Annotated in this window: 11 protein-coding genes; 3 read left to right on the top strand and 8 right to left on the bottom strand. The window is 75.1% G+C overall.

What is annotated here, in order from left to right:
- Positions 1-23: 23 nt before the first annotated feature.
- The 5 genes from ptsP to WCD41_RS01830 all read right to left on the bottom strand — a co-directional run bounded on the left by ptsP (position 24) and on the right by WCD41_RS01830 (position 5,146).
- Positions 24-2,444 (bottom strand): phosphoenolpyruvate--protein phosphotransferase, encoded by a 2,421-nt coding sequence (gene ptsP / locus WCD41_RS01850; RefSeq protein WP_337711672.1) that lies wholly within the window; start codon positions 2,442-2,444, stop codon positions 24-26.
- Positions 2,441-3,100, bottom strand: a complete 660-nt coding sequence (gene dhaL / locus WCD41_RS01845) for a dihydroxyacetone kinase subunit DhaL (protein ID WP_337711671.1) — start codon at positions 3,098-3,100, stop codon at positions 2,441-2,443. The genes ptsP and dhaL overlap by 4 nt, the downstream gene beginning before the upstream one ends.
- Positions 3,100-4,101, bottom strand: coding sequence for a dihydroxyacetone kinase subunit DhaK (gene dhaK / locus WCD41_RS01840; RefSeq protein ID WP_337711670.1), 1,002 nt, complete (start codon positions 4,099-4,101; stop codon positions 3,100-3,102). Before dhaK ends, dhaL begins: the two co-directional genes overlap by 1 nt.
- A gap of 191 nt (positions 4,102-4,292) precedes the next feature.
- Positions 4,293-4,697, bottom strand: coding sequence for a MaoC/PaaZ C-terminal domain-containing protein (locus tag WCD41_RS01835; RefSeq protein WP_337711669.1), 405 nt, complete (start codon positions 4,695-4,697; stop codon positions 4,293-4,295).
- Positions 4,694-5,146 carry an FAS1-like dehydratase domain-containing protein gene (locus tag WCD41_RS01830; RefSeq protein WP_337711668.1) on the bottom strand — a complete coding sequence of 151 codons (453 nt, stop codon included), beginning with the start codon at positions 5,144-5,146 and terminating at the stop codon, positions 4,694-4,696. Before WCD41_RS01830 ends, WCD41_RS01835 begins: the two co-directional genes overlap by 4 nt.
- 212 nt (positions 5,147-5,358) lie before the next feature.
- Between WCD41_RS01830 and WCD41_RS01825 the strand changes: the two genes are divergently transcribed.
- Entirely contained in the window at positions 5,359-6,891 is a 1,533-nt protein-coding gene (locus WCD41_RS01825; protein ID WP_337711667.1) for a DUF222 domain-containing protein, read from the top strand.
- On the opposite strand, the gene WCD41_RS01820 is transcribed toward WCD41_RS01825, so the two are convergent.
- Entirely contained in the window at positions 6,888-7,550 is a 663-nt protein-coding gene (locus tag WCD41_RS01820; protein ID WP_337711666.1) for a SanA/YdcF family protein, read from the bottom strand. The two genes, WCD41_RS01825 and WCD41_RS01820, sit on opposite strands and share 4 nt — an antisense overlap.
- An 84-nt stretch (positions 7,551-7,634) precedes the next feature.
- Here WCD41_RS01820 and WCD41_RS01815 point away from each other — a divergent pair, with 84 nt between their 5' ends.
- Complete coding sequence (locus tag WCD41_RS01815) at positions 7,635-8,408, top strand: isocitrate lyase/PEP mutase family protein (protein ID WP_337711665.1); 774 nt, start codon at positions 7,635-7,637, stop codon at positions 8,406-8,408.
- Between the two features lies 1 nt (position 8,409).
- Here WCD41_RS01815 and WCD41_RS01810 read toward each other — a convergent pair whose 3' ends face one another.
- On the bottom strand, positions 8,410-8,862 hold the full coding sequence (locus tag WCD41_RS01810) for a DUF4396 domain-containing protein (RefSeq protein ID WP_337711664.1): 453 nt from the start codon (positions 8,860-8,862) through the stop codon (positions 8,410-8,412).
- A gap of 112 nt (positions 8,863-8,974) precedes the next feature.
- On the opposite strand from WCD41_RS01810, the gene WCD41_RS01805 reads away from it, so the two are divergent.
- On the top strand, positions 8,975-9,568 hold the full coding sequence (locus WCD41_RS01805) for an NADPH-dependent FMN reductase (protein ID WP_337711663.1): 594 nt from the start codon (positions 8,975-8,977) through the stop codon (positions 9,566-9,568).
- A 3-nt stretch (positions 9,569-9,571) separates the two neighbouring features.
- Here the strand turns inward: WCD41_RS01805 and WCD41_RS01800 are convergent, their stop codons facing one another.
- A complete protein-coding gene (locus WCD41_RS01800) occupies positions 9,572-12,817 on the bottom strand; it encodes a carboxyl transferase domain-containing protein (RefSeq protein ID WP_337711662.1) in 3,246 nt (1,081 codons plus the stop codon).
- Between the last annotated feature and the right edge of the window lie 8 nt (positions 12,818-12,825).

The raw sequence follows: 12,825 nt of genomic DNA, 5'->3' as shown, positions 1-12,825 counted from the left end.
GGGCAGGGTAGGTGGGCGCGCGATCAGCCCAGCAGCCCCCGCACCGCCCGCGCGTCGGGGCTCCCGAGCGCCGCCGCGGCGAGCTCGCGCGCCGCGTCCAGGTCGACGGCACGCACGGCCTGCTTCACCCCGGCGACGGCGGCCGGGGCGACGCTGAGCTCGCGCACCCCGAGGCCGATCAGCAGGGCGGCGGCCCGCTCGTCGCCCGCCAGCTCGCCGCAGACCGCGACGAGGACGTCGTCGCCCGCGCCGCGGGACGTGGCCGCGATCAGCGCGAGCACGCCCGGGTCGAGGGCGTCGCCGATCGCCGCGACCGCGTCGTTGCCGCGCTCGGCGGCCAGCGCGTACTGGGTGAGGTCGTTGGTGCCGATCGAGAGGAAGTCGACGTGCGGGGCGAACGCGGCCGACTTGAGCGCCGTCGCCGGGATCTCGACCATGATCCCCACGCGGAGCCCGTCCGGACGTCCGCGGCCGACCGCGGCGACGGCGTCGTCGAGGGCCTGCCGGGCGGCGGTGAGCTCGTGGACGTCCGCGACCATGGGGAACATGACGTCCACCGGGTGGTCGTGGGCGACCCGCACGACGGCCTGCAGCTGGTCGGCGAGCAGCTGCGGGCGGGCCAGCGCGAGGCGCAGCCCGCGCACCCCGAGGAACGGGTTGGCCTCCGGCGGCATCGGCAGGTAGTCCAGGGGCTTGTCACCACCGACGTCGAGGGTGCGCAGGGTGATGCGCTGCCCGCCCATCGCCTCGGCGATCGCCCGGTAGGCGGCTTCCTGCTCGTCGACGTCGGGGGCGTCGTGGCGGTCGAGGAAGCAGAACTCGGTGCGGACCAGCCCGGCGAGGTCGGCCCCGACGGCGGCCGCGGCGTCGGCGGCCGAGCCGACGTTGGCGCCGACGAGCACGGTGGTCCCGTCGCGCGTGACGGCGGGTTCGTGGGCCGCGCGCAGGGCGTCGTCGCGACGATCGGCCAGCGCCTGCGCGCGGGCACGGAAGTCGGCGAGGGTGGCGGGGTCCGGGTCGACCACGACGTCGCCGGTGGTCCCGTCGACGGCGAGGACGCCGGCCTCGCGTGCCCGCGCCGCAAGTGCCGCACCGACGCCGACGACCGCGGGGACGCCGCGGGCCCGCAGCAGGATCGCGGCGTGGGCGGTCGGGCTGCTGCCGGCGAGGACGACGGCCGGCGTCCGGGCCGGGTCGAGCACGGCGGCGTCGGCGGGGGTGAGGTCGTCGGCGACGAGGATCCCCTCGCCCGCAGCGTCCTCCGGCACGACGCCGCCGAGGGCGCGCAGCACCTGGTCGCGCACGTCGGCGACGTCGCGGGCCCGGGCCCGCATGTACTCGTCGGGGGCGGCCGCGAGCCGGCCCTCGACCTCGTCGAGGGCGTCCGCCCAGGCCCGCGCCGCATCGGCGCCGGCGTCGACCCGCGCACCGGCGTCGTCGAGCACGTCGGGGTCGTCGAGGAGCAGCAGCTGCGCGTCGAAGATCGCGGCCTCGGCCGTCCCGATCTCCCGGGCCGCGCGGTCGCGGACGGTCTGCAACCGGCCGCGGACGTCGGTGCGGGCCTCGTCCAGACGACCGCGCTGCTCGTCGGGCGTGCCGGGCCGGGCGGGCGGCACCTCGACGGCCGTCGTCCCGGTCGTCCGCACCGCGCCGAGGCCGATCCCGGGTGAGGCCGGGATCGGGCGCCCGGTGGGGACGGGGGCGACCTCTCCGGTGCCGGCGGACTCGCCGAAGTCGTCCTCGGCCAGCGCGAGCAGGCGGCGCACGGCCTCGGCGGCGTCGTCACCGTGCGCCCGGACGGCGACCTCGTGCCCCTGCAGGGCACCGAGCGTCGCGACCTTCGACAGGCTCGCGCCGGACACCTCGGGCCCGTCGAGCGTGACGTTGCGCAGCCGGACGTCGGCGTCGAGGCCGCGCACCGCCGACACGAGCTGCGCGGCGGGGCGGGCGTGCAGCCCGTGCGGCATCCGGACGGTGAAGGTGGCGGTCTCCCCGGGCCCGCTCACGGACTCCTGCGGGGTCGGCTCCGCGACGGCCCCGCCCAGGTGGGCCGTCTTGGCGTCGAGCGCGCCGGCCGCCTCCGCCGCGACCTCCGCGGTCGAGGCCCCGCCCGCGGCGCTGACCGCCGCGACGACGAGGCCCTCGACCAGCGGCGCGGGGCACAGCACGGCGCGCCCGCGGACGTCGTCGTCGACCAGCTCGAGCGCGAGCTCGGCCGAGAGGACGGCGCTGCCGAGGTCCATCAGCACGACGACGCCGTCGCCCCGGTCGGCGGCCGCGATCGCCTCGCCGATCGCCACGGCGTCGGTGCCGAACCCGCCGTCGTCGAGACCGGCGGCGACCTCGAGCGCCACCCCGCCGCCCGAGACCATCTCCCCCGCCAGGCCCACCGCCGCGTCGGCGAGGGCCCGGCTGTGGGAGACGACGACGAGACCGACCGTCACCCCGCCCCCTGCTCTGGCTCCTGCTCCGCGACGGCCGTGGCCGCCGCGGCGACGAGGAGGGCGGCCGAGGTCGCACCCGGGTCCTGGTGACCGGCGCTGCGCTCACCGAGGTAGCTCGCGCGGCCCTTGCGGGCGACGACCGGCGTCGTCGCGTCGCGGCCCTCGTCGGCGGCCGCCGACGCGGCGCGCAGGGCGTCGGCCAGCGACTCCCCGCTGCTCAGGGCCCCGTCGAGCGCGTCGAGGGCCGGGGCGAGCGCGTCGTACATCGTCTTGTCGCCGGGCTCGGCCTTCCCGCGGGCGACGACGCCCTCGACGCCGGCCCGCAGCGCCTTCGCGAACGTCTCGGGGTCGAGCGTCGCCGCGCCGCCGGTGGCCGGGGCCATGCGCAGGAAGAACGTGCCGTAGAGCGGCCCGCTCGCGCCCCCGACCGACTTCACCAGCGTCATCCCGGCCTGCTTGAACAGCGCCGCCGGGTCCGCCGGGGGCGTCGCCGCGAGGGCGTCGACGACCGCCGCCATGCCGCGATCCATGTTCGCGCCGTGGTCGGCGTCGCCGATGGCGGCGTCGAGGGCGGTCAGGGTGTCCTTCTGCGCGGCGACGGACGCGGCGAACGTCCGCAGCCACCGCAGCAGGGTGTCGGTGTCGACATCCGCCATCACATGCCCCAGCGCAGGGCCGAGGTGGCGACCGGGGCGTCCCAGAGGCGGAGCATGTCGTCGTCGAGACGGGTGATCGACACCAGGCACCCGGCCATGTCGAGGCTGGTGACGTACGGGCCCACGAGCGAGCGGACCGGGACGATGCCGGCCTTGTCGAGGAGGGCGGCGATCTCGTTGTACATGAGGTACAGCTCGAGGTTCGGGGTGGCGCCCATGCCGTTGACGAACACGAACACGCCCTCGCCGCCGGTGAAGTCGCGGTCGGCGAGGATCGGGTCGACGAGCATCTCGGCGATGTCGTGGGCGGACGCGAGCGGCACTCGGCGCCGGCCCGGCTCGCCGTGGATGCCGATCCCGATCTCGATCTCGTCGTCGGGCAGGTCGAAGGTGGGGCTGCCCTTGGCCGGGACGGTGCACGACGTCAGCGCCATCCCCATGCTGCGGGAGCTGTCGTTGACGCGGCGGGCGAGGTCGGCCAGCTCGGACAGGCTGCGGCCCTGCTCGGCGGCGGCGCCGACGATCTTCTCGACGGCGATGGCCGCACCGGTGCCGCGGCGCCCGGCGGTGAACAGGCTGTCCTCGACCGCGACGTCGTCGTTCATGACGACCGCCTGGACCTCGGTGTCGGTCTCGGCGGCGGCGAGCTCGGCGGCCATGTCGAAGTTCATGACGTCGCCGGTGTAGTTCCAGACGAGGTGCAGCACGCCCGCGCCGCCGTCGATCTGCTTCGTGGCCTCGGCCATCTGGTCGGGCACCGGGGAGGTGAACACCTCGCCGGCACAGACCGCGTCGAGCATGCCGGGGCCGATGAACCCGGCGTGCGCGGGCTCGTGCCCGCTGCCCCCGCCCGAGAGCAGCCCGACCTTGCCCGACACCGGCGCGTCGGCGCGGTAGAGGATCCGGTTCTCGTGGTCGACACGGATCTCGGGGTGGGCGCGCTCCACCCCGCGCAACGACTCCGCGACGAGGTTGGCCGGGTCGTTGAGAAGCTTCTTCATCGATCGCTCCAGGGATCTCGGGCACGGGTGGCCGGCCCCTCGATTCTGTCCCCGCGGAGCCCGAAGTGGGTCAAGAAAGTGCTCGCGGGGCGTCACAGATCCGGTGGGCGACGCCACCCGACCGTCGCATCGAGCGGCTCCTACGCCGACGTGACGAGCACGCTGTGCCGAACGGCAGTCGGCCGGACCGGTCAACCCAACGCCACCTCCGCCGACCCGGTGATCACCGGGCCCTCGTCGTCGATCTCCACCCACAGCGCGAGGCGGGCGCGTCGCTCGCCGTCGACCTCGACGATCTCCTCCACACGCCCGCGACACCGGGGCCGGGCGTGCACCGGGGTGATCCGGCGGAAGCGGCCGCCCAGCGAGCGCACCTGCTCCTGTGGGAACCACGCCACGAGCACGCGACCGAGGTAACCCATCGCGACCATGCCGTGGGCGAAGACGTCGTCGAAGCCGGCGGCGCGGGCGACGTCGGTGTCGATGTGGATCGGGTTGTGGTCGCCGGACGCCCCGGCGAACAGCGCGAGCATCGCGCGGGTGATCGGCCCGGTCTCGACGGGGCCGAGCTCGGCACCGACCTCGAGCGCGGTCACGCCGCCTCCCGGTGCACCACGACGATGACGTTGCGCAGCTCGGCGACGAGCTCGCCGTCGCGCGTCACGGCGGTGTCGCGCACGAGGAATTCGAGACGCCCCTCGCTGCGTGCGTAGACGTCGGTGATCCGGGTGACGAAGACGATCTGGTCGCCGGCGTGGAGGGTGCGGTGGTGGGTGAAGTGCTGCTCGCCGTTGAGGACGGTCGCGAGGTCGACGCCGACGTCCTCGAGCGTCCGGTAGATCGCTTCGGTCTCGGTCTCGAGGCCCGCGAGGTACGTCGGCGGCACGACGAGGTCCGGGTGGCCGGCGGCGCCCGCGGCGGCGAGGTCGCGATGGACCCCGTCGGCCGGGTAGCCCAGGAGTCGGGCGAAGAGGCGGAGCCTGCTGCGCTCGAGGGTGATCACCTCGCTCGTCAACTCGCGCCCGACGATCGTCGTGTCGATCATGCGCCCTCCGCTCGCCGCACTCGTTCTCGATCCTCACCGGCCGCGCTACCCCTCCTGGCGAACTCGGCACGGGGTGTCTCAGCCTGGCGGCCACGCTGACGTTCAACGTCAGGAAAGACGCCACGATCACCGCGGACGCTGGAGACGATCGTGGGTGACGTCGTTGTCGTTGTTTGTCGCCGGTGTCGCCGATGTGCGGTAGACTCGAACACATGAGCGAACCGGTGGGTGCGGCGGAGCGGGAGCTGCTTGCCCGTACCCGCGCCCGCTTCGCTGCTCGGGGGGTGGAGCACTACCGGCTGCTCGAGGATGTGGCCGAGCTCGACCGTGCCGGGGTGGCCGACCGGACCGGGGACCGGCTGGTCGAACGACTGGTGGAGAACCTCGCCCGCTGCGACCGCCGGGAGGCGACCCGGCTGGTCGACGAGGCCCGCGACCTCACCCCCCGGGTCACGGTCAGCGGCGAACCCCTGCCGCCGCGGCTGCCCCACACCGCGGCCGCCCTGGCCGACGGGGCGGTCGGTGAGGCGCACATCGTCATCATCCGGCGGACCTTGACCCGCATCGCCGCCCTCGAACACCTCACCCCGGAGGTGGTCGCCGAAGCCGAGCAGACCCTCGCGGAGAAGGCGCGGGCGCTGTCCCCGGCCGGGTTGACCCGGGCCGCGCAGCGGCTGCTGGCCCACCTCGACCCCGACGGCGCCGCCCCGACACCGGGCGAGGACGGCCCGGACACCGTGCAGCTGCTGCGCCACCGCAACGGCACCCTGGACCTGCACGCCCGCCTCAGCGACGTCATCGCCGCCACGATGATCGACCACGGGTTCGACGTCCTCTCCGGGCCCGCCGGCCCCGAGGACCACCGCGACGTGGCCGTGCGCCGCGCCGAAGCGCTCAAAGAACTGTTCGCCCACGCCTTCGGCCCCGGCGGGCTGATCACCGACACCCGCCGCGAACCCCGACCCGACCAGCCCGCCACCCCCGAACCGGCCGGCTGGACCCACGACGAGCCGACCGAGCCGACCGACGAGCCGACCGACGAGCCGACCGCCGAGCCGACCGCCGAGCCGACCGACGAGCCGACCGAGCCGACCGAGCCGACCGAGCCGGGCGAGCCGGGCGAGCCGACCGAGCCGACCGAGCCGACCGAGCCGACCGAGCCGACCGAGCCGACCGACGGTCAGGACGCGCTGATCCCGGAACCACGACGCCCCGAACCCGAGAAGACATCAACCGCGGCCGCCACTTCGCCCGCAGGTAGCGCGGGGCGGGCGCTGATCACGGTCACCATCGACCACGACTGGCTACGCCGCGCCGTCGGGCACGGCCTCCTCGACAACCAGCACCCCATCGACGCCGCCACCCTGCGGCGGCTGGCCTGCGACGCCGACATCATCCCGATCGTGCTCGGCACCCGCTCCGAACCCCTCGACATCGGCCGCCGCTCCCGCACCGTCCCCGACGCCCTGCGCCGCGCGCTCACCGTCCGCGACCAAGGCTGCGCGTTCCCCGGCTGCACCCGACGACCCCGCCGCTGCCACGCCCACCACATCAGATTCTGGGGCCACGGCGGCCCCACCGAGATCGACAACCTCGTGCTGCTCTGCACGCACCACCACCAGCAGATCCACCACGCCGGCTGGCTCGTCGAGATGATCGACCACCGGCCCTGGTTCACCCCGCCACCCTGGATCGACCCCACCCAACAGCCACGCCCCGGCGGCCCACTCCCCGCTCCGGCCTAACCGGGGACCACAGCCGGCGCGACCTGCGCCCACGACGACCGCCCATCCCCGGAGATCGGGATCGGCGGGCCGCCGACCACGGCGGGCCGCAGCGTCGCCTGGATGACACCGCGCACGCGCGCGAGCACCTCGCGACCTGCCCGTCCGCCGTCGCCCGCCACGAGGCCCTGGGCGTCGAGCCCCGCCGCCCGCGCGAGGTCGACCGCCCGCGCGGCGCTCGGCGCCTGCGTGACGACGACCGCGCTCGTCACCCCGAACACGTCATGGGCGCGGCGCATGGTGTGCCAGGTGTCGAACCCGGCGTAGTCGGTGAAGACGTCCTCGGGAGACACGCCGGCCGCGAGGGCGGCGTCACGCATCGCGTCGGGCTCGTTGTATTCGGGACGTCCGTTGTCCCCGGACATCAGGAGCTTCCCGACCCGACCCGCCCGGTACAGCGCCACGCCGGTCTCCACCCGCTGGCGCACCACCGCGCCGAGCGAGCCGTCGGACCGGACCAGCGAGCCGGGCACGATCGCAACCTGGGCGGACCGCACGGCGGCGGCGTCCGGTGTCACGAGATGGTCCGTCCGCTGGACGACGAGAACGTTCGCCGCCACCACCACGAGGATCCCGAGCACGAGACACCCGACGGCGCCGAGCGCCAGGACCCTCTTCACCCGCGCGATCCCGACACACCGGACACGCACCCGAGACTAGCCAGCCGCTCGCCCGCGTCCCCGTGCGCGCGGGAGACTCCCGCGGTGAGCGCCACCACCACCTTCGCCGAGCTGCACCACGGGTCGACGCCGCTGCTGCTGCCCAACGCCTGGGACGTGACGTCCGCGCGGGCATTCGCCCGCGCCGGCCACCCGGCGGTCGGGACGACGAGCTTCGGCGTGGCCGCCTCACTGGCCCGCCCCGACGGCGACCGCGCGAGCGCCGAGGCCAACGTCGCCCTCGCCCGGGCACTGCAGGGGCTCCCGGTCCCGCTCAGCGTCGACATCGAGGACGGGTACGCCGACGACCCGGATGCGGTCGCCGACTACGTCGCCCGGCTCGCCGAGGCCGGCGCCGTCGGGATCAACGTCGAGGACAGCACCGCCGAGGCGCTGATCGACCCCGAGGCCCACGCCGCCAAGGTCGCGGCGATCAAGCGGCGCTGCCCCGGGGTGTTCGTCAACGCGCGGGTCGACAACTACTGGCTCGGGCAGGACGCCACCGCCGACGCGGCGCTCACCCGCGCGGAGCGCTACGTCCGCGCGGGCGCGGACGGCGTGTTCCTGCCCGGTCTGCGCGAGCGCGACGTGCTGCGGACCGCGACGGACGCGCTCCCGGTACCGGTGAACGCGCTCATCTCGCCCGACCTCGGGCTCGCGGAGCTCGCCGACCTCGGCGTCCGGCGCGTCAGCACCGGCTCCCTGCCCTACCGCGCCGCCCTCCACGCGGCGCTCGACGTCGCCGCGGCCGTGCGCGACGGCACGCCCCTGCCGGCCGACATCCCCTACCCCGAGCTGCAGGCGGCGCTGCGGGGGTGAGTCACGCGTGGTGGTAGGCGTGCACCACCGCGTGGCCCCGCCCGCGGCTGATCATCCAGCGGTTCACCGGCACGGTGAGGACGAACGCGATCGCGAGCGACACCGCGAGCGAGCCCCAGAACAGGAAGCTGGTCAGCCCCGCGTCCATGGCGCCCGGGATGGCGACCATGAGGCCGTTGTCCACGATCTCCATGACGGCGATGGAGACGGTGTCCGCGGCCAGCGCCACCCGCAGGGCCTGCCGGAACCCGACCCCGGCGCGCAGCACGCCGCGCATCGTCAGGGCGTAGCCGAAGACGAAGGCGAGCGCCACCGAGAGCACGACCGTCGCCGCACCGTGCCACCCGAACGCGGTACCGATCACCATGCCCAGCACCTCGCCGATCGCGCAGCCGGTGAGGCAGTGCAGCGTGGCCTGCGCGGCCGTCGACCAGGACACCGATCCCCAACCCATGCTCGGCAATATACCCCCTAGGGGTATCGACGCACGGGCCTCGTCGCGCCGACTCCGCGGTCGAGGAGGAGAATGGTTGTAAGAACAACTATCTGGAAGGACGTCACCCCTCATGACGCAGGCCGACCCCCGCCCCCTGGTGCAGATCATCGTCGCGAGCACCCGTCCCGGTCGCCTCGGCGAGCCGATCGCGCGGTGGTTCGCCGAGTACGCCCGGGAGCACGGGGCGTACGACGTCGAGATCGTCGACCTCGCCGAGGTCGACCTGCCGATGTTCGCCGAGCCCCACCACCCGCGGCTGGCCAACTACACGCTCGACTCGACCAAGGCCTTCAGCGCGACCATCGCCCGCGCGGACGCCTTCGCGATCGTGCACCCCGAGTACAACCACAGCTACAACGCCGCCCTGAAGAACGCCCTCGACCACCTCAACCAGGAGTGGGTGGGCAAGCCGGTGGCGCTGATCGGCTACGGCGGCGTGGCCGCCGGGGCGCGCGCCGCCGAGGCGCTCCTGCCGGTGCTGGTCGCCCTGGGCATGTCGCCGGTCCGGGCCACCGTGCCGATTCCGTTCGCCATGAAGAACGTCGCCGGCGAGGGCGACGCCCGCACGTTCACCCCGGCCGCCGAGACCGAGGCCGGCGCCAAGGCCGCCCTCGACGGCATCGGCGCCTGGCTCGACGTCCTGGGACTCAACGGCGCGCGCTGACCCTTACCACGTGTCGATGTTCGGCCGGACCTTCTCCGGCGGCGCACCGACCGCGCGGGGCACGAACGACGAGGTGATCCAGCGCCGGGTGTCGGCGGGGTCGATGACGTCGTCGATCTCGTAGACCTGGGCGACGGCCAGCGCCCCGCCCTTCTCGTACTCAGCGGCCACGTAGCGCTCGAAGAGCGCCTGGCGCTCGTCCGGGTCGGCGACGGCGTCGAGCTCCTTGCGGTACCCGAGCCGCACCGCGCCCTCGAGGCCCATGCCGCCGAACTCGCCGGTCGGCCACGCCACGGCGAACGCCGGCGCCCCGAGGCTGCCGCCCATCATCGCCTGCGCGCCCAGGCCGTAGCACTTGCGCGTCACGACCAGGCCGATCGGCACCGAGAGGTTCCCGCCGACGGAGAACATCCGGCTGAAGTGGCGCACGGTCGCGTGGGTCTCGGACTCCGGGCCGACCATGAACCCCGGGGTGTCGCACAGCGAGACGACCGGCAGCCCGAACGCGTCGCACAGCTGCAGGAACCGGGCCGCCTTGTCCGCGGCGTCGTGGTCGATGGCCCCGCCGAGGTGGGCGGGGTTGTTCGCGATCAGCCCCATCGGCCGGCCCTCGACGCGCACGAGCGTTGTGACGATCCCCGGCGCGAAGTCCCGGCGCAGCTCGAGCACCGAGCCGACGTCGGCGAGTCCCTCGACGACGGCGCGCACGTCGTAGACACGCAACCGGTTCTCGGGCACGACGTGGCGCAGCCGCCGCTGGTCGGGCGCCTCCCAGTCGGCCACGGGCCCCTGGAAGTACGACAGGTAGCGCCGCGCGACGCGGGTCGCCTCCTCCTCGTCCGCGACGAGGACGTCGACGACGCCGTTGGTCACCTGGACGCCCATGGGGCCCACGTCGTGGGGCGCGACGACGCCGAGCCCGCCGCCCTCGATCATCGCGGGCCCGCCCATGCCGAGGCTGGCGCCGTCGACGGCGATGATCACGTCGCACATCCCGGCCAGCGCGGCGTTGCCCGCGAAGCAGCGCCCGGCGACGATCGACACCAGCGGGACCCGCGCCGACAGGCGCGCGAAGATCTCGAAGGTGGGCACGTCGAGCATCGACGCCCAGCTGCCGTCCGTGTCGCCGGGCCGTCCGCCGCCGCCCTCGGCGAAGACCACGAGTGGCCATCGGCGCTCCTCGGCGATCCGGAGCGCGCGGTCCTTCTTGCGATGGTTGATGAACCCCTGGGTGCCGGCGAGCACGGTGTAGTCGTAGGCCAGCACGACGGCGTTCGCCTGCGCGGCGCCGACGAGGTCGGCGTTGATCGTGGCGGTGCCCGCGAGCATGCCGTCGGCGGGCGTGCGTTCCACGAGGTCGTCGAGCGAGCGCCGCGTCCGCTGCGCCGCGATCGCGAGCGGGCCGTACTCGACGAAGCTGTCGTCGTCGCAGAGCTGCGCGAGGTTCTCGCGGGCGGTGCGCAGGCCCGTCCGGCGGCGCTTCTCCACGGCGGCGGGACGCCGGTCGTCGCGCCCGATCGCGTGGCGCTCGAGCACCGCCGCCAGGTCCGGGCGGACGTGGTCAGGATCGACGTCGGCCGCCTCCTCGACGTCCGCGACCGCCGCCGCGTCGGGCGCCACGACGAGCAGCGCGTCCCCGGCCGCGACGGTGTCGCCGGCGGCCACCGCGACCGTTCCCACGACCCCCGCGACGGGCGCGGCGACGACGTGCTCCATCTTCATCGCCTCGAGCACGACCAGCGCCTGCCCGGCCCGCACGACGTCGCCCTCGGCGACCTCGACGCCGACGACGGTGCCCGGCGCGGCGGCGTGCACGGCGTCCTCGCCGGGGTCGGGGCGCGGGGCGGGCGCCTCGTCCGCAGCGACGGACGCCACGAACCGCTGCGGCCGCGTCGCCGCGAGGATCTCGTGCCGGTGGTCGTCGAGGAAGTCGGTGCTCAGCTCGCCCGCCGCGAAGGCGGGGTGGCCGACGATGCCGGCGAGCACGTCGAGGTTCGTCCCGACGCCGGCGATGTTGACCTCCGACAGCGCGCGGGCGGTCCGCGCGGCGACGAGGGCGAGGTCGGCGTCGCGGTCGGCGACGATCAGCTTCGCCAGCAGCGGGTCGTAGCGCAGGCTCGTCCGGTAGCCGACGTAGCCGGCGCCGTCGACGCGCACGCCGCGCCCGGACGGCAGCTCGTAGGCGGTGAGCGTGCCGGCGGTCGGGGTCGTGGTGCCGTCGGCGTCGGTGTGCTCGAGGGTGATGCGCGCCTGGATCGCCGTGCCGCGCGGGGCCGGGAGGGGCCCGAGGTCGGCCAGCGTCGCCCCGCCCGCGAGCCGGATCTGCGCCCGGACGAGGTCGACGCCCGTGACCTCCTCGGTGACCGTGTGCTCGACCTGCAGCCGCGGGTTGACCTCGATGAACGCGAACCGGTCGCCGCTGACGAGGAACTCGACCGTGCCGAGACCCCGGTAGCGCACCGACTCCCCCAGCCGCACCGCGGCGGCGAGCAGGGCGGCCCGCACCTCGGGGTCGAGTCCCGGCGCGGGCGCCACTTCGACGACCTTCTGGTGGCGCCGCTGCACCGAGCAGTCGCGCTCGCCGAGCTCGGCCACCGCCCCGGTGCCGTCCCCGAGGATCTGCACCTCGACGTGGCGGGCCGGCCGCAGCAGCTCCTCGACGTAGACGCGGTCGTCGCCGAACGCGGCACCGGCCTCGGAGGCGCAGCGGGCGAGGGCGTCCGGCAGGTCGGCGGGGTCGGTGACGCGGCGCATGCCCCGGCCGCCGCCCCCGGCGACCGCCTTGACCATCACGGCGCCGGCCGACTCCAGCAGCGCCGCCGCCCCGTCGCGATCGGCCGCGGCGAGCACGGGGAGCCCGGCGGCCTCGGCGAGCGCGCGGGCGCGGGTCTTGTCGCCCAGGTCGGCCAGCACCTCGGGCGACGGCCCGATGAACACGACACCGTGCTCGGCGCAGGCCCGCGCGAACGCGGGGCTCTCGGACAGGAAGCCGTACCCGGGATGGACCGCGTCGGCGCCGGCCTCCGCGGCGGCCCGCAGCAGGTCGTCGACGTCGAGGTAGGCGGCGACGCCGGAGCCGCGCAGCGCGACGACCTCGTCGGCCTTCGCGACGTGCGGGGCGTCCGGCTCGTCGGTCGCGTGCACGGCGACGGGCACGATCCCGAGGTCGGCGAGCGCCCGGGCGATCCGGATGGCGATCTCGCCCCGGTTGGCGACGAGCACGCGCGAGAACACCTGGTCCGTGGACATCGCCGCCA

The sequence above is a fragment of the Actinomycetospora aeridis genome (assembly GCF_037400275.1).
In the GTDB taxonomy this organism is placed as follows: Bacteria; Actinomycetota; Actinomycetes; order Mycobacteriales; family Pseudonocardiaceae; genus Actinomycetospora; species Actinomycetospora aeridis.
This window is presented reverse-complemented; position numbering and strand designations above follow the sequence as displayed.

Coding starts and splice junctions, on each gene's coding strand:
- dhaL (WP_337711671.1), bottom strand. CDS start 3,100: ATGGCGGATGTCGACACCGACACCCTGCTGCGGTGGCTGCGGACGTTC.
- dhaK (WP_337711670.1), bottom strand. CDS start 4,101: ATGAAGAAGCTTCTCAACGACCCGGCCAACCTCGTCGCGGAGTCGTTG.
- WCD41_RS01830 (WP_337711668.1), bottom strand. CDS start 5,146: ATGATCGACACGACGATCGTCGGGCGCGAGTTGACGAGCGAGGTGATC.
- WCD41_RS01825 (WP_337711667.1), top strand. CDS start 5,359: ATGAGCGAACCGGTGGGTGCGGCGGAGCGGGAGCTGCTTGCCCGTACC.
- WCD41_RS01810 (WP_337711664.1), bottom strand. CDS start 8,862: ATGGGTTGGGGATCGGTGTCCTGGTCGACGGCCGCGCAGGCCACGCTG.
- WCD41_RS01805 (WP_337711663.1), top strand. CDS start 8,975: ATGACGCAGGCCGACCCCCGCCCCCTGGTGCAGATCATCGTCGCGAGC.
- WCD41_RS01800 (WP_337711662.1), bottom strand. CDS start 12,817: ATGTCCACGGACCAGGTGTTCTCGCGCGTGCTCGTCGCCAACCGGGGC.